Annotated in this window: 12 protein-coding genes; 3 read left to right on the forward strand and 9 right to left on the reverse strand. The window is 72.6% G+C overall.

Features of this window, described 5'->3' with window-relative positions; translation table 11 throughout:
- Positions 1–25 precede the first annotated feature (25 nt).
- Positions 26–1,051, reverse strand: coding sequence for a LacI family DNA-binding transcriptional regulator (locus tag GXP71_RS13580; RefSeq protein ID WP_162353073.1), 1,026 nt, complete (start codon positions 1,049–1,051; stop codon positions 26–28).
- Positions 1,052–1,243: 192 nt separating this feature from the next.
- Here GXP71_RS13580 and manD point away from each other — a divergent pair, with 192 nt between their 5' ends.
- From manD to GXP71_RS13595, 3 genes are read left to right on the forward strand one after another with little or no spacing between them, the layout of a single operon-like run.
- Positions 1,244–2,605 (forward strand): D-mannonate dehydratase ManD, encoded by a 1,362-nt coding sequence (gene manD, locus GXP71_RS13585; RefSeq protein ID WP_238402417.1) that lies wholly within the window; start codon positions 1,244–1,246, stop codon positions 2,603–2,605.
- Positions 2,606–2,647: 42 nt separating this feature from the next.
- Positions 2,648–4,729 (forward strand): alpha-glucuronidase, encoded by a 2,082-nt coding sequence (locus GXP71_RS13590; protein ID WP_238402418.1) that lies wholly within the window; start codon positions 2,648–2,650, stop codon positions 4,727–4,729.
- A gap of 48 nt (positions 4,730–4,777) precedes the next feature.
- A complete protein-coding gene (locus tag GXP71_RS13595; protein WP_162353074.1) occupies positions 4,778–5,359 on the forward strand; it encodes a hypothetical protein in 582 nt (193 codons plus the stop codon).
- Positions 5,360–5,415: 56 nt separating this feature from the next.
- Here the strand turns inward: GXP71_RS13595 and GXP71_RS13600 are convergent, their stop codons facing one another.
- The 8 genes from GXP71_RS13600 to GXP71_RS13635 form a co-directional block, all read right to left on the reverse strand.
- Positions 5,416–5,685, reverse strand: coding sequence for a type II toxin-antitoxin system Phd/YefM family antitoxin (locus GXP71_RS13600; protein ID WP_162353075.1), 270 nt, complete (start codon positions 5,683–5,685; stop codon positions 5,416–5,418).
- A 51-nt stretch (positions 5,686–5,736) separates the two neighbouring features.
- Entirely contained in the window at positions 5,737–6,438 is a 702-nt protein-coding gene (locus GXP71_RS13605) for a DUF624 domain-containing protein (protein WP_162353076.1), read from the reverse strand.
- A gap of 5 nt (positions 6,439–6,443) precedes the next feature.
- The gene (locus GXP71_RS13610; RefSeq protein WP_162353077.1) at positions 6,444–8,117 is read right to left on the reverse strand and encodes a xylan 1,4-beta-xylosidase; all 1,674 of its coding nucleotides are present in this window, start codon (positions 8,115–8,117) and stop codon (positions 6,444–6,446) included.
- Positions 8,114–10,171, reverse strand: a complete 2,058-nt coding sequence (locus GXP71_RS13615; RefSeq protein ID WP_370520943.1) for a beta-galactosidase — start codon at positions 10,169–10,171, stop codon at positions 8,114–8,116. Before GXP71_RS13615 ends, GXP71_RS13610 begins: the two co-directional genes overlap by 4 nt.
- A 97-nt stretch (positions 10,172–10,268) precedes the next feature.
- A complete protein-coding gene (locus GXP71_RS13620) occupies positions 10,269–11,936 on the reverse strand; it encodes an extracellular solute-binding protein (protein ID WP_162353079.1) in 1,668 nt (555 codons plus the stop codon).
- 75 nt (positions 11,937–12,011) lie between these two features.
- Positions 12,012–12,941 (reverse strand): carbohydrate ABC transporter permease, encoded by a 930-nt coding sequence (locus GXP71_RS13625; protein ID WP_162353080.1) that lies wholly within the window; start codon positions 12,939–12,941, stop codon positions 12,012–12,014.
- Entirely contained in the window at positions 12,935–14,017 is a 1,083-nt protein-coding gene (locus tag GXP71_RS13630; protein WP_162353081.1) for a sugar ABC transporter permease, read from the reverse strand. The genes GXP71_RS13625 and GXP71_RS13630 overlap by 7 nt, the downstream gene beginning before the upstream one ends.
- Entirely contained in the window at positions 14,014–16,353 is a 2,340-nt protein-coding gene (locus tag GXP71_RS13635) for a glycoside hydrolase family 3 N-terminal domain-containing protein (protein WP_162353082.1), read from the reverse strand. Before GXP71_RS13635 ends, GXP71_RS13630 begins: the two co-directional genes overlap by 4 nt.
- Positions 16,354–16,403 lie beyond the last annotated feature (50 nt).

Consider the following 16,403-nt stretch of genomic DNA (forward strand, 5'->3'; position numbering starts at 1 on the left):
GCGTGCGGGAGGGCGGGTGAGCGGGTCAGGACGTGGCGCGTGCGGGGCCCGTCGTGCCGCGCACGACGAGGTGCGTCGGCAGCAGGTCGACCGTCGGCGGGATGCCGTCGTCGCCGGCGCGACCGTCGAGGCGCCGGGGCCGGTCGATGCGCGCGAGCAGGAGGTCGGCGGCGCGCTGACCGGCGCGCTCGAGCGGCGCGGCGACGGTCGTGAGGCCGGGTCGGACCAGGTCGGCGCCGAACACGTCGTCGCACCCGACGACGCTGAGGTCGCCGGGCACGTCGAGCCCGCGTGCGGTGAGGCGGTCGAGGATCCCGAACGCGAGCAGGTCGTTGAACGCGAGCACCCCGGTGACACCCGCGCCGCACGCGGCATCCGCTGCGGCGGCACCGGCCTCGCGCTGCGGGGCGTAGGGACCGAGGACGACGAGCTCGACGCCGAGACGCCGGGCGGCAGGACGCAGCGCCGCGCGACGGTGACGGTCCGACCAGGACGTGCGCGGGCCGGACGCGTAGGCGACGCGGCGGTGGCCCAGGGAGGCGAGGTGCTCGAGCGCCTGGACGGCGCCGCCGGGCGTGTCGAGCACGATGCCGTCGCCGTCGACGGGGCGGTTGATCGTCACGAGCGGCATGTCACGGGCCCACCGGGCGAGCGTCGAGTCCTCGAGCCGGGGGGCAGCGAGGATCGCGCCGTCGGCGGACGAGCGGATCATGCGCAGCGCGCGCTCCTCCGCGGGGACCGACTCCTCGGTGTCGACGAGGACGTGCGTGTAGCCGTCGACGCGCAGGCGCGACTGCACGCCGCGCACGATGCCGAAGAAGAACGGGTTGGTGACGTCGGGCAGCACGAGCGCGACGGTGCCGGTGCGACCCGAGCTGAGGGCACGCCCGGACGCGCTGGGGACGTAGCCGAGCTCCTCGGCGGCGGCCCGCACGCGCGCGGCGGTGTCCTCGGTGATGCGGCCGGGTCGCGTGAGGGCGCGCGACGCGGTGGAGACCGCGACGCCCGCCGCGTCGGCGACGTCGCGGAGGGTGGGCCGGGTGCCCGGCATCGATGGTCTCCTCTCGGCCGCGGGTCGTCCGGTCGTCGTCGTCCGGCCTCCTGCGGCGGTGTCCATGCTGGTCCACGCGGTGCCCGGTTGGCAATATCTGGCAAGCGATTGCCGCATCGCGACGACGGTGTCTAGGCTCGACGACGGAACGGACCGCACGCGGCGAGGGCGCCGCGCACGACGGGAGCACCGATGACGCCGCAGCACCCCGAACCCACGACCGACTCCGCCGCGAGCCCGACGACCGGCGCCGCCGACCCTCGCGACGTGACCACCCCCGCACCCGCCCCCGCGGACGGAGCCCGCCCCGCGACCCGTCCGTCGGGCAGCGCGATCCGGTCGGCGGAGGTGCTCGTCAGCAGCCCGGACCGCAACTTCGTCACGCTTCGGGTCACGACCGAGGACGGCGTGGTCGGTCTCGGCGACGCGACGCTCAACGGGCGCGAGCTGTCGGTCGTCTCCTACCTCCAGGACCACGTCGTGCCGCTGCTGATCGGCCGCGACGCGCACCGCATCGAGGACACGTGGCAGTTCCTCTACCGGTCGGCGTACTGGCGGCGGGGGCCCGTGACGATGGCGGCGATCGCGGCGGTCGACGTCGCGCTGTGGGACATCAAGGCCCGCTACGCGGGCATGCCGCTGTACCAGCTGCTCGGCGGTGCGAGCCGGACGGGGATCATGGCGTACGGGCACGCGTCGGGCCGCGACCTGCCCGAGCTGTTCGACTCGATCCGCCATCACCAGGAGCTGGGCTTCCGCTCGATCCGCGTGCAGACGTCCGTGCCGGGCATCGACGCGGTGTACGGGGTCGCGGCGCAGCCGAGCAGCGGCGGCCGGTACGACTACGAGCCCGCGCAGCGCGCTCCGCTGCCCGCCGAGGAGGACTGGGACACCCGCGCCTACCTGCGGCACGTCCCGCGGGTCTTCGAGGCGGTCCGGAACGAGTTCGGGCCCGAGCTGCCGCTGCTGCACGACGGCCACCACCGCATGACCCCGATCCAGGCGGCGCGGCTCGGCAAGGACCTCGAGCCGTTCGACCTGTTCTGGCTCGAGGACTGCACGCCGGCCGAGAACCAGGAGGCGCTGCGGCTCGTGCGGCAGCACACCACCACCCCGCTCGCGATCGGCGAGGTCTTCAACACCGTCTGGGACTACCAGACGATCATCCGCGAGCAGCTCATCGACTACGTGCGGTCCGCCGTCACGCACACCGGCGGGATCACCGCGCTGCGCCGGATCCTCGACTTCGCCGCGCAGTACCAGATCAAGTCCGGCATCCACGGCCCGACGGACATCTCCCCCGTCGGCATGGCCGCCGCGCTGCACCTCGACCTCGCGATCCACAACTTCGGCATCCAGGAGTACATGCAGCACGGCAGCCGCACCGACGAGGTGTTCCGGCAGTCGTTCACGTTCACCGACGGGTTCCTGCACCCCGGCGACCAGCCCGGCCTGGGCGTCGTCTACGACGACGAGGTCGCCGACCGCTTCCCGTACCAGCCGGCGTACCTGCCGTTCAACCGGCTCAAGGACGGCACCGTCCACGACTGGTGACGCGCCCCGCGCCGACCGGAACCGCACCACGGAAGGACCCGCGTGACCCGCACCGACGCCCACCCCATGTGGCTGCCCGACGAGGCGCTGCGTCCGCTCGGCGAGCGCCGCGTGCTCGTCGCCGTCGGACCCGACGACCCGGTCGGCGCGACCGTCGTGGCCGAGGTCCGCGCCGCGACCGCACGGTGGGGCGGGTCGCTCACGGTCGCCTCGCCCGACGCGTCGCTGCCGGTCGAGGAGGCGCGCGGGCACGACGTCGTGCTCGCGCTCGTGCAGCCGTCGACGCCGACGACCGCGTCCGACGCCCCCGTCCGCACGCTCACCGCCGACGTGCCGACCGCGTCTGGGTCGTTCGGCGTCCTGCGCGAGGGAGCGACGACGACGGTCCTGGGGCTCGACCCGGTGGGCCTGCTGTACGGGCTCCACCACCTCGTCCGGGCGGGCGCGGGGACGTTCGACGGCGAGGCCGCGCTGACCTGGCACGCGCCGGTGAACGAGCTCCGGATGCTCGACCACTGGGACAACGTCGACGTCCACCCCGTGATGGGCCAGGTCGAGCGCGGCTACGCGGGCGGGTCGATCTTCTACGCCGACGGTCGCGTCCGCGACGACCTGTCCCGCGTCGCTGCCTACGCGCGGCTGCTCGGGTCGGTCGGCATCAACGCGGTGTCGATCAACAACGTCAACGTGCACCGCACCGAGGCGCGCCTGCTCACGAACGGCCTGCCCGACGTCGCGCGCATCGCGGCCCTGTTCCGCCCGCACGGCATCCGCGTGCACCTGTCGGTGTCGTTCGCGGCGCCCATGACGGTCGGCGGCCTGCCCACGTCGGACCCGCTCGACGCCGACGTGCAGGCGTGGTGGGCGGCGCGCGTCGCCGACGTCTACGACGCGGTCCCCGACTTCGGCGGGTTCGTCGTCAAGGCGGACTCGGAGGGCCAGCCCGGCCCGTTCGCGTACGGCCGCGACCACGCCGACGGCGCGAACCTGCTGGCCCGGGCGCTCAAGCCGTTCGGCGGCACGGTGTTCTGGCGCGCGTTCGTCTACGACCACCGGCAGGACTGGCGCGACCGGTCGACGGACCGCGCCCGCGCCGCGCACGACCACTTCTCCCCGCTCGACGGGCGGTTCGACGACAACGTCGTGCTCCAGGTGAAGTACGGGCCGATGGACTTCCAGACGCGCGAGCCCGTCTCCCCCGTGATCGCCGCGATGCCGCGCACGCGCCTCGCCGTCGAGCTCCAGGTCACGCAGGAGTACACCGGCCAGCAGAAGCACGCCGTGTGGCTGGGGCCGCAGTGGTCGGAGATCCTGCGCTTCCGGCCGTGGGGGGACGGCGGCCGGACCGTCGCGGACGTCGCGGCGGGGACCGCCGGGCCGCCCGACGCCCGTCGCGCCGGGCTGGTCGCCGTGTCGAACGTCGGCGACGACGCGTTCTGGACCGGCCACCCGCTCGCGCAGGCCAACCTCTACACGTTCGCGCGGCTCGCGTGGGACCCGTCGGCCGACCCGCAGGCGCTGCTCGACGAGTGGATCGGGCTCACCTTCCCGGACGCCGACCCTGTCGTGCGCGAGACCCTGCACCGCGTCCTCGACGACTCGTGGCGCACGTACGAGGACTACACCGCCCCGCTCGGCGTCGGGTTCATGGTCCGCCCCGGCCACCACTACGGCCCGGACGTCGACGGGTACGAGTACACGCCGTGGGGCACGTACCACTTCGCCGACCGCGACGGCATCGGCGTCGACCGCACGCGCGCGACCGGCACGGGGTTCACCGGGCAGTTCCCGGAGCCGTGGCGGGACGTGTACGAGGACGTCACGACGTGCCCCGACGAGCTGCTGCTCTTCTTCCACCACGTGCCGTGGTCGCACGTGCTGCACAGCGGCGTCTCGGTCGCCCAGCACGTGTACGACACCCACTGGGACGGCGCCGCCCGCACGGTCGAGAACGCCGCCGCGTGGGACGCGGTCGTGGGTCAGGTCCCCGCCGACCTGCACGCACGCGTCGGCGAGCGGCTCGCCGAGCAGGTCCGCAGCGCGCACGAGTGGCGCGACCAGCTCCGCACGTACGTCTTCCGCCACAGCGGCATCCCGGACGCGACCGGCCGAACGGTGTACTGACCCGGTATCCACGAGCCGCGCCGGCGAGGTGGCGAGGAGACTGGCCGGATGCCTCGCCTCACCGATGCCGAGCTCCGCGCGACTCTGGCCGCCGCCGTCCGCGAGCGCACCGCCGTGCGGGTCACGCGGCGCATCCGGAAGGCTGCCTCGATCGACGGCTACGTCGTCGACGTCGGACGCGCGTGGCTGCTGGTCGCGGTGCTCGGCGACGACATCCGCCTCGACGGGTGGACCGCGGTCCGGTTGTCCGACGTCCGCCGAGTGCGTGAGCGGGTCGACGAGAGCGCCGCGTTCTACCGCGCCGCTCTCACGGCCCGCGGCGAGTGGCCCCCCGGCCCGCCCTCCTCGACGGGATCGCTGGATCTCGACGACGTCGGCGGGCTCGTGCGGACCGCCGGGGCTGCGGCTCCGCTCGTGACGATCCACGTCGAGGAGGACGACCCGTCGGTCTGCTTTGTCGGCCGGCCCGAGCGCGTCGGTCCGAAGAACCTGCGGCTGCGGGAGATCACCCCGGGCGCCACGTGGGACGACACGACCACGCGATGGCGCTTGCGCGACCTCACGCGGGTCGACGTGGGCGGCGGGTACGAGGACGCGCTCGCGCTCGTGGGCGGCGCGCCGCCGGCCTGAGCACGGGCCGGCTCGCGTCTCGAACGCCGACCTGATCGGGCCGTTCGTTGTGGGCTTCAGCCCTCTCGCGCGACGTCCCGCTCGAACGGGTCATCCACCGCGGAGTCGACCATTGCGAGGTCAGCGACGACGTCAGGATCGCCCACGGCGGGGAACAGAGCGGCGAGGTCGGCGACCGGGCGCCAGGTCGGACGCACCTCGGTGTGCGGGACGAGGTCCGCCACGGGACGGCCGTGCGGGGTGACGACGACACGCTCGCCCTGGGCGACGCGACGCAGCACGACAGACGCGTCCCGCCTGAGCTCCCCCACGCCGATCGTCGTCATGGAGCCAGGTGTAGCACCGAGTACCGCTCACCGGCAGCCCTGCGTCTTCAGTCAGGTGGTGAAGCGCGTGGTCGCGTCGGTGATCACCGGGGTGGCGTTGCGGACCAGGAGAGCGACCAGCGGGGACGCGAGCAGGACGAGGAGCCAGTCGGTGGCGAGCAGCGCGATGCCGACGGCGACGACGACGAGCGCGAGCACCCCGAGGCCGCTGACGGGCTTCGCGGCGAGGTAGTGCGCGGAGAGCCGGGCGACGTCGCGCGTGCGGAACGCGAACAGCGACGACAGGACGATCGCGTTGCCCGCCCACACGACGACCGCGACGGCGATCACGAGCGAGATGGTCGCGAACGCCCCGCCCGAGCCGCCCAGCGCGCCCGCGCCCGCGACGTTGACCGCGAGCACGGTCAGGACGGCGAGCGTCGGCACCCACCACCGCAGCACGTCGCGCCAGTTCAGCCGGTACCCGCGCCAGTAGTGCCGCGCCGGTGACAGGTCGCGGTCGCCGGGCGGTGTCGTGAGCCAGTCGCGCCACGCGAAGACCGCGGCGGCGAGCGACGGGCCGAGCGGCACGGCGGCGAGCGCGAACAGCGGCGCGTTGCCAGGGCTGCGGTCGAGCAGCACGAACGCCAGGAGGGTCGGCAGCGACGTGAGGACGAGCAGGCCCTCGACGACGACCGCCCAGTAGACCGCGGCGGACCCGCGGGAGAACGGTCCGCGGCCGACCTCGGAGAACCGCTCGGCGTCCGCGCCCACGGCGCTCACCCGGCCGGGCCGTCGTCGGGCGTACGCGGTGTCGGCAGCGCCGGGTCGCCCACGTCGACGTGCGCGCGCGCTCCGCTGAGGAGCGCGACCGCACGGCCCGTCCCCGGCGGGTCGGCGACCAGCCGGTCGTCGTCGACACCGAGCAGCCGGCGGTCGTCGAGGCCCTCGTGGAACGTCTCGACGACCGGCGTGACCTCGACGAACGTCACCTCGTGGCGCGCGAGGGACAGGTCGAGCGAGACCCGACCGGCGACGACCGGGTAGGCCGCGTGCGCCGACGACGGGCGGGCGAGGTCGCGCAGCACGTCGACCTGCCGCTCCGTCGGGGAGAACGGGCGGCCGAGCTCGCGCCACGCGGCGAACGCGTTGCCCTCGTTCTCGTTGACGCGCTCGCGCACGACGAAGGCGGTCGCCGGGCCGTCCCCGTCGTCCGCTGCCCCCGCGACGCCCCCGACCGGCACCGAGAGCCGCAGCTCGTGCCGCTCGTCGGCGGGCGCTCCGTCGGTGCCGCCGACCGGTTGCCAGGCGAGCACGGTGACGCGCCCGCCGTCGTCGACGCACACCAGGTGGTCGTCGCCGCGCGCGAGCACGTGCCGACCCATCCGGGCCAGGAACGCGAACAGGTGGTAGGTGGGCTTGGGGACCTGGCGGTGCGTGAGCAGCCCGAACCCGCCGTGGAAGAACGAGGTGGGGATCCACGCCTCCTCGAAGACGTCGCTGAACGTCCAGTAGGAGAACGAGTCGACGTGGTCACCGCCCCCCACCATGACGGGCGCGAGGTAGGCCGCGTTGTACGCGGTGTCGTGGATCGGGTTGTCCGGGCAGTACGAGGTGTTGAACTCCGTGACGTGCACGGGCAGGTCCGCGAGCGGGTTCCCGGCGAGCAGGCGGCGCGGGGTCGCGAACTGGTCGAGCAGGTCCTGCGGCGGCTTGAGCGTCTGGTAGCTGCCGAACGGGACGTGCTGCGCGGGGCCGGACGCGTACGCGTGCACGCTGAGGAAGTCGCACGGCACGTCGCGGCCGGTCACGAAGTCGGCGAAGGGCTGCCACCACTCGTCGGCCCCGGGCGAGATCGCGGGCCCGCCGACCTGGAGCGACGCGTCGACGTCCTTGATCGCGCGGGCCGTGACCTCGTAGAGCCGCAGGTACGCGTCCTGGTCGGCGTCCTTCCAGAACTGCACGAGGTTCGGCTCGTTCCACACCTCGATCGGCCACTGCCGCACCTCGTCGATGCCGTAGCGGTCGACGAGGTGGCGCACGAGCGTCGTCACCAGGTCGGTCCACCCGGACCACGACGACGGCGGCGTGATGTTGCCCTTCCACCAGAAGACGGTGTCGTCCCCCGACGCGAGCGCCGACGGCATGAACCCGAGCTCGACGAAGGGCTTGATGCCGAGCGCGAGGAACGCGTCGTGGACCTGGTCGACGTAGGTGAACGAGTGCCGGAGCCCGGACCGGTCGCCGACCGACCAGGGGCGCAGCACCCCCATGTCGTCCGACAGCAGCCCGTGCCCGCGGATGTGCCGGAACCCGATGTCACGCTGCACCATCGCCAGGGACTCGCGGTAGTCGGCGCGCAGCGCGAGGTTGAGCCGGCCGGTGCCGACGCAGTGCCGCCACGCCTCGGGCAGCGGTCCGAGCGGGGTGGCCGGGACGACGACACGGGTCACGGGGTCTCCTGGAGGACGAGCACGTCGGCGGGCGCGAGGGTCAGGGTGTCGCCGCGGCGCACGACGCGACCGGTGAGGGCGTCCCTGCCCTCGACCTCGGACGTCACCGTGAGCGGCGTGCTCCCATGGTGCAGCACGAAGCGGTACCGGGTGCCGTCGGGCTGGGCGCGGTCGACGACCTCGAGCGCGGGCTCGTCGGCGTGCGGGCCCATGAGCCCGTGCTGGTCGAGCACGTGCCGCAGGACGCGCGCGACGCCGTCGTCGTCGAGGCCGGTCCCGACGTGCCAGGCGGCGCCCTCGCCGCGCGCGGCACGCGTGACCGCGGGCGTGCCCGCGTAGAAGTCGGCGCCGTACGTGCCGACGACCTCGGTGCCGTCGTGCGGGACGAGGAGCTCGAAGACGAGCGTCGCCGGGTGGGTCGTGGAGCCGTTCCAGTCGATCGCGCCGTCGGTGCCGGGACCGCCGAGGCGCAGCGTGACGGGGTTCGCGACGTCGGGCGCGGCGGAGTCGGTCTCCTCGACGCGGACGCCGAGCAGGCCGTCGAGCGGCGGCTCGCCGAGGAACGCGTTGGTGTCCTCGTCGACGCGGCCGCCGTAGAACGTCGTGACGAGCGACCCGCCGCGGTGCACGAACGCGGTGAGCCGCTCGACGACGTCGCCCTTGAGCAGGTGCAGCAGCGGCGCGACGACGACGTCGTACGCCGCCAGGTCCGCGGTCACGGGCACGACGTCGACGGCGGCGTTCGCCGCCCACAGGGCTCGGTGGTACTGGAGCAGCGTCTGGACGTAGGAGACGTGCCGGTTGTAGCCGTCGGTCATCTCGACCGCCCACCACGAGTCCCAGTCGAGCAGCAGCGCGACGCGCGCGGGCGTGCGCGCACCGAGCACGCCGCCACCCAGGGTGCGCAGCGACGCGCCCAGGGCCGACGCCTCGCGGAACACGCGCGTGTCCGTGCGCCCGGAGTGGTCGATCACCGCGCCGTGGTACTTCTCGCACGCGCCCCTCGACTGGCGGAGCTGGAAGAACAGCGTCGCGTCGGCGCCGTGCGCGACCGACTGCCACGTCCACAGCGCGAGCACGCCGGGCCGCTTCACGGGGTTGACGTCGCGCGACGCGGTGATCGACGGCGTCTGCTCCATGACCCAGATCGGCGCACCGCCGCCGACCCCGCGCATCGCGGCGTGCGTCGCGGCCATGCGGGCGGCCGTGCGCAGCGGGGTGTCCGCGGGTGGGTAGTTGTCCCACGTCACGAGGTCGAGGTGCGGCGCCCAGCGGTGGTAGTCGACCGGCTGGTACAGGCCCATGAAGTTCGTCGTGACGGGCGTCGTCGCGTCGTGCGCGCGGATCGCGGCCTTCTCCGCGACGAACCCGCCCAGCAGGGCGTCCGACATGAAGCGGCGGTAGTCGAGCGTCGTGCCCTGGAACGCCGTGTGGTGCGGCCCGCGCCAGTGCTCGGACAGCATCGTCGGCGGCTGGATCTCGTCCCAGTCGGTGTAGGTGTGCGACCAGAACGTCGCGTTCCACGCGTCGTTGAGCCGGTCGAGCGTCCCGTACCGCGTGCGCAGCCAGTCGCGGAACCCCGCCGCGCACAGGTCGCAGTAGCACGCGCCGCCGTACTCGTTGCCGACGTGCCACGCGACGACCGCGGGGTGGCCCGCGTACCGCTGCGCGAGCTGCGACGCGAGCTCCACCGACAGCCGGCGGAAGTCCGGCGACGACGGGCAGTGGTTGTGCCGCTGCCCGTACACGTGCCGCCGGCCCTCGAAGTCGACCCGGCAGGCGTCCGGGTAGGCGCGTGCGAGCCACGGCGGCATCGCGCCCGACGGCGTCGCGAGCACGACCTCCCGCCCGGCCTGCGCCGCGCGGTCCACGATCGCGTCGAGCGTCGAGAAGTCGTACCGGTCCTCCGCGGGCTGCAGGTGCGCCCACGCGAACACGCCGACCGTGACGGTCGTGATGCCGGCCTCGTCGAACGCGCGGTGGTCGTCCTCCCACACGTCCTTCGGCCACTGCTCGGGGTTGTAGTCGCCGCCGTAGCGGACCTGGGTGCTCACGATCGACACGTCTCCCGGGGAACGGGGTGGAACAGGTGCGACACCGCCCGGCCGGCCCGCGCGCTGGGACGCGGGACCGACCGGGCGGCGAGGTGCGTCAGCCCTTCGCGGCCAGCGCCTGGTTGTAGGTGTCGACGTACTGGTCGACGTTGAGGCCCTTGAGCTCGGTCATCCACGCGTCCCACTCGGACATCGGGCGGCTGCCCAGGATGAACGCGGCCGTGTTCTGCAGCACCGAGTCGTTGAGGGCGGACTGCCAGAGCGTGACCTGCTCCTGCTGCATCTCGTCGAGGGGCGCGGTCGGCGCGAGCGGCAGCTCCTCCTTGTCCGCCATCGACGCGATGAACTCGCGCGTCGTGTCGGTCTGCATCGAGCCGATCAGCTCGTCGGTCGAGCCGTTCGCGAACATGAACGCACCGTTGCTGAACCCGAAGTCGGCGTTGAGCTTCTTGGTGCCGGCCGGGTTGAGGCCGTTCCAGTCGACGTCCGCGGCCAGCGTGCGGGTGTCGCCGTCCTTCGTGTACGTCGTGCCCTCGACGCCCCACTGCGAGAACTCGATGCCCTCGTCCGAGTAGTACAGCCAGTCGATCCACTGCAGCAGCGCGAGGAAGTGCGGGGAGTCCTTCGCGGCCGACGACAGCATGAAGCCGGACGCGATGCGCGAGCCCGAGGCGACGTTGTCACCGGCCGGGCCGGCGGGGACGCGGATGAGCTTGACCTCGGCGGACGTGTTGCCCGCGTCGGTGAACGTCTTGCGGTACGTCGTGACCTCCTGCGTGTTGCCGGAGATCGCGAGCGACTGGCCCGAGCCGAACTTCTGGATCGCGGTGTCGTCGTCCTGCGTCAGCGACTCGGGGTCGAGCAGGCCGTCCTCGACCAGGCTCGCGAAGTACTCGACGAGCTCCTTGTAGCCGTCGGTCGTCGGCGCGTAGACGAACTTCTCCTCGTCCTCGTCGAACCACAGACCCTGTCCGAAGCCCCAGCCGGCGATCGTGTCGAAGTTCGGCGCGGCGATGTTGAGCGTCGCGCCCAGCGGGCTGTTGTTCGTCGTCGACCAGCGGTCCGACATCGGCCACACGCCCGGGTTCGCCGCCTTGAGCTTCTCGAGGGCGTCGCGGAAGTCGTCCCAGGTCTCGGGGTCCTCGGTGAGGCCCGCCGCGTCCCACAGGTCCTTGCGGACCGCGATCGAGTACTGCGGCTGCGGCGACTCGTACAGCCCGGGGAGCATGTAGTACTTGCCGTCGGCCTGCTCGAGCGAGTCGAGGTAGTCCTGCATCCCCCACTCCTCGATCTTCTGCTGGAAGTTCGGCATGTACTCCACGTAGTCCGACAACGGCAGGATCGCGCCGCCCGACACGAACTGCGTCTCCTGGCCCTTGTACGTCACCGGGATGAACTCGGGGGCGTCGCCCGAGGAGATGATGAGCGACTTCTTCTGGTCCCAGTCGGACAGCGGCGCGCTCGTGATGTCGAACGTGACCTTGTGCTTGTCCTTCATCTCCGAGAAGAACAGCCAGTCCTCGTCGAGCGGGTAGTTCGGGTGGTCGCGGTAGAGCAGCCCGAACTCGACGGGCTCGGTGGCGACGAACTCCGTGCCGGCCGCGAAGTCCTCCATGGCGCCGACGCGGTTCGCCTCCGGGATGCCGACGTCGCCGCCGGTCTCCTCGGCCGTCGCACCGTCGCCGGACGAGCACGCCGCCGTCAGGGCGAGGGCGAGGACCGCGACCGACGCCGCGGCCCCTGCGCGCTTTCGTGCTGACCTCATGATTCTCCTTTTCGTGGAACTCCGTCGTCCTGCACGGGAGGGGATGGGGAAATGCGGTGCGTCAGCCAGGAGGCGTCACTGCTTGACCGCGCCGAGCATCACGCCCGACACGAAGTACCTCTGGATGAAGGGGTAGAGGCAGATGATCGGCAGCACGGTGAGGAGCATCGTCACGGACTGCACGTTCGCCGCGATCTGCGTGAGGCTGTCCGTCGAGCCGCCCTGGATCGACGTCCCCGACGTCACGCCCGCGAGCAGGTTCCGCAGGTACATCGTCACCGGGTAGAGCTTCGGGTCGTCGATGTAGAGGAAGGCCGCGAACCAGGCGTTCCAGAACGACACCGCGTAGAACAGCAGCATCGTCGCGACGACCGCCTTGGACAGCGGGAGGACGACGCGGAAGAAGATCCCGTACGTCGTCATGCCGTCGATCGCGGCCGCTTCCTCGAGCTCGCTGGGGAAGTTCTCGAAGAACGACTTCATCACCAGCAGGTTGAACACGCTGATCGCGTTCGGGAGCACGATCGCCCAGATCGTGTTGCGCATCCCGAGCTCGCTGATGAGCACGTAGTTCGGGATGAGCCCGCCGTTGAAGAACATGGTCGCGACGGCCACGCCGATGAAGAACTTGCGGCCCTTGAGGTTCCGCCGCGACAACGCGTACGCGTAGGTCGTCGTGAGCGCCATCGCGATCGTCGTGGCGACCACCGTGTAGACGACCGTGTTCCGGTAGTTGCGCCAGAACATGTCGTCGCCCATGACGACGCCGAACGTCGTGAGGTTGAACCCGCGCGGCACCAGGTTCACCTGGCCCGAGTTGATGTAGCCCTCGGACGAGAACGCCTGCGCGACGATGTTGACGAACGGGTACAGGACCAGCGCGCAGACGACGATCAGCAGCGCCGCGTTGACGAACCGGAACGACCGGTACGCGCGGGAGTCCTTGATGACGCGGGGCTTGGTGCGCACGCCCGCCCCCGGCTTCGACAGGTCGGTGGTCACCACAGGCTCGCCCCTACGGTCTTGCGCGAGATCGCGTTGGCGGACAGGACGAGCGTCACGCCGATGATCGCCTCGAACAGGCCGATCGCGGTGGCGTAGGAGACGCTGTTCGAGACGATGCCGACGCGGTACAGGTACGTCGAGATGACGTCGGCCGTCGAGTAGATGAGGGGGTTCTGCAGCAGCAGGATCTTCTCGAAGCCGACCGCCATGAACGTGCCGACGTTGAGGATGAGCAGCACGATCATCGTCGGGCGGATGCCCGGCAGCGTGATGTGCCAGGTCTGCTGCCAGCGGTTGGCGCCGTCGATCCGGGCCGCCTCGTAGAGCTGGTCGTCGATCGTCGTGAGCGCCGCGAGGTAGAGGATCGTGCCCCACCCGACGGTCTGCCAGACCTCCGAGCTCAGGTAGATCGTCCGGAACCAGGACGCCTCCTGCATGAAGGTGATCGTGTCCCCGCCCAGCGCGGTGATGATCTGGTTGATCGTCCCGTTCACCGCGGTGAGCTGGAACACCACGCCCGCGACGATGACGACCGACATGAAGTGCGGCAGGTACGAGATCGTCTGCACCGACCGCTTGAAGTGCCGCGAGCGGACCTCGTTGAGCATGAGCGCCAGCAGGATCGGCAGCGGGAAGACGATCACCAGCGTGAGCAGACCCAGCACGACCGTGTTGGTGAACGCGTGCCAGAACTGCTGGTCGTTGACGAACATCCGGACGTAGTAGAGGCCGACCCACTCGTCGCCGAAGATGCTCGACCCGGGCCGGAAGCGCCGGAACGCGACGACGTTGCCGAGGATCGGCAGGTACCGGAACACCAGCAGGAAGACGAGCGGCAGGACGAGGAACGTGTACAGCCGCCAGTCCCGCTTCAGCGCCTGCCGCCAGGTGGTGCGGCTGGGCCGGACGACGGTGCCACCCGGGGTCGTGAACGTCTGCGCGCGGCGAGGGCGACGCGGCTTCCGGGGTGCGGGGCTGCCCGCGGGGGGCGGGGCGTTGTCGGCGACGCCGAGGGGCGGCGGCGCCCCGGGGGTCGTCGCGACGCCCGCGACCACGGGCTCCTGGACGCTGCTCATGCGGTCACCACCTCCGGTGCGTCGGCGCCGGTGCGCACGGCCACCTCGGTGACGAGGCGGCGGGTGTGGTCGACGGTCCGCAGCGGGCCGTCGAGGCGCGCGGTCAGGGTGGCGTGGTGGTCGGCGCTCGAGCGCGAGACCCGCAGCTCGACGTCGCCCGGCTCGACGACCCGTCGCCCGTCGGCCCCGGTGAACGCGGTGACGTCGGCCGGGACGGTGAACGTCACGCGGGCCCGCTCGCCGGGTGCGAGGTCGACGCGGGCGTAGCCGACGAGGCGCACGACGGGCCGGGTCACCTGGGCGACCGGGTCGTGCAGGTAGAGCTGCACGACGTCGGCGCCGGCCACCTCGCCCGTGTTCGTCACGTCGACCTCGACGACGGCCTCGCCGTCGACCGGCCAGGCATCGCCCGTCGCGAGGCGGGCGTCCCAGTCGAACGACGTGTACGACAGGCCGTGACCGAACGGGAACGCGTGGGTCGGGTCGATGTTCGAGACCTGCGTGCGGCGGCCCAGCGGCGGCGACAGGTACGTGCCCGGCTGGCCCGACGCGTCGGCGGGGAGGCTCACGGGCAGACGGCCCGACGGGTTCGTCGCGCCGGTCAGGACCTCCGCGAGCGCCTGCCCGCCGCGCTGCCCGGGGAAGAACGCCTGCACGACGGCGGCGGCGCGGGTGGCGAGGTCGCCGAGCGCGTACGGGCGGCCGGTGAGCAGGACCAGGACGACCGGCGTACCGGTGTCGAGCAGCGCGCGGACGAGGTCGGCCTGGACACCCGGGAGGTGCAGGTCGGTCGCGTCGCACCCCTCCCCCGACGTGCCGCGGCCGAAGAGCCCGGCGCGGTCGCCGACCACCGCGACCACGACGTCGGCGGCCTCCGCCTGCGCGACCGCCTCGGCGAACCCGCTGCGGTCCGGGTCGGTGACGTCGCAGCCGCGCGCGGTCGTCGTCGTGACGCCCGCGGTCCGCAGGCCGTCGAGGACCGTGGGGATGTCGAGGCCGATCGCGTGGTCGGGGTGGTGCACGCCGACGTGCGCGGGGAACGAGTAGCAGCCGAGCATCGCGTACGGGTCGTCGGCGAGCGGTCCGACGACGGCGACGCGCTGCCCGGTGCGCAGCGGGAGGGCCGCGCGCGGGTTGGTGAGCAGGACGACCGCCTCACGGGCCAGGCGCAGCGCCACGTCCTGGCTCTCGGCGTCGTCGAACGTCAGGGAGTCGACGTCCGCCGGCAGCGGCTGCCAGCCGTCGTCGAGCAGCCCGAGCTCGACCTTCTGCCGCAGCACGCGGCGCAGCGCACGGTCGACGAGCACCTCGTCGACGTCGCCGCGGGCCAGGGCCTCGCGCAGCGGGCGGCCGTAGCAGTGCACGCTCGGCAGCTCGACGTCGACGCCCGCACTCAGGGCGAGAGCCGCGGCATGGCCGTCGTCGGCGGCGATCCCGTGCAGCGTGTGCAGGAACCGGACGCCGTAGTAGTCGGCGACGAGCGTGCCGTCGAAGCCCCACGTGTCCCGCAGGAGCGTCGTGAGCAGCCACGCGTCCGCCGCGGACGGGACGCCGTCGAGCTCGGCGTACGAGTGCATGACCGACCGGGCGCCGCCGTCGCGGACCGCCATCTCGAACGGCGGCAGGATCACGTCGGCCAGCTCGCGCCGCCCGATCGAGACGGGGGCGAGGTTGCGGCCGGCGCGGCTGGCCGAGTACCCGGCGAAGTGCTTGAGCGTCGCGACGACGCCGGACTGCTCCAGCCCGCGCACGTAGGCCGTGCCGACCGTGCCCACGAGGTACGGGTCCTCGCCGATCGTCTCCTCCGTGCGCCCCCAGCGGTAGTCGCGCGTGACGTCGAGGACGGGCGCGAGACCCTGGTGCACGCCCGCGGCCCGCATGCTCGCGCCGATCCGCGCAGCCATCGCCTCGACGAGCGCGGGGTCGAACGTCGCGCCCCACGACAGCGGCGCCGGGTACGCGGTCGCCTGCCAGGCCGCGAATCCCGTGAGGCACTCCTCGTGCACGAGCGCCGGGATGCCGAACTGGTTGGCGGCGACGACCTGCTCCTGCGAGGCCGCGAGGCTGCGGGCACCGGCGACGGGGTCGACCGGCGCGGAGCCGAACGGTCGGGTGAGCTGCCCGAGTCCGTCGGCGATGACCTGGTCCCAGGAGAGGTCCCCCGTCATGTCGGCCTGGTGCGGCGCGACGCCCCCGCCCGACGCGTCGGCCCCGACCCAGAGCCCGACGAGCTGCGACACCTTCTCGTCGACCGTCATCGCCGCCACGAGGGCGGCGGCGCGCTCGCCAGGGCTGCGCGTCGTGTCCCGCCAGGGGGCCTGTGCTGCGTCCGTCATCGGGTCGGTTCCCTCCCGCGCCCACGTCGTCGTGAGCATTCGCAACTATC

This window comes from Cellulomonas sp. H30R-01, from assembly GCF_010119915.1.
GTDB classification, from domain to species: Bacteria; Actinomycetota; Actinomycetes; order Actinomycetales; family Cellulomonadaceae; genus Cellulomonas; species Cellulomonas algicola.

Bases quoted from the DNA above. Each gene is read 5' to 3' on its own strand.
- GXP71_RS13580 (WP_162353073.1), bottom strand. From the start codon at position 1,051: ATGCCGGGCACCCGGCCCACCCTCCGCGACGTCGCCGACGCGGCGGGC.
- manD (WP_238402417.1), top strand. From the start codon at position 1,244: ATGACGCCGCAGCACCCCGAACCCACGACCGACTCCGCCGCGAGCCCG.
- GXP71_RS13595 (WP_162353074.1), top strand. From the start codon at position 4,778: ATGCCTCGCCTCACCGATGCCGAGCTCCGCGCGACTCTGGCCGCCGCC.
- GXP71_RS13600 (WP_162353075.1), bottom strand. From the start codon at position 5,685: ATGACGACGATCGGCGTGGGGGAGCTCAGGCGGGACGCGTCTGTCGTG.
- GXP71_RS13620 (WP_162353079.1), bottom strand. From the start codon at position 11,936: ATGAGGTCAGCACGAAAGCGCGCAGGGGCCGCGGCGTCGGTCGCGGTC.
- GXP71_RS13630 (WP_162353081.1), bottom strand. From the start codon at position 14,017: ATGAGCAGCGTCCAGGAGCCCGTGGTCGCGGGCGTCGCGACGACCCCC.
- GXP71_RS13635 (WP_162353082.1), bottom strand. From the start codon at position 16,353: ATGACGGACGCAGCACAGGCCCCCTGGCGGGACACGACGCGCAGCCCT.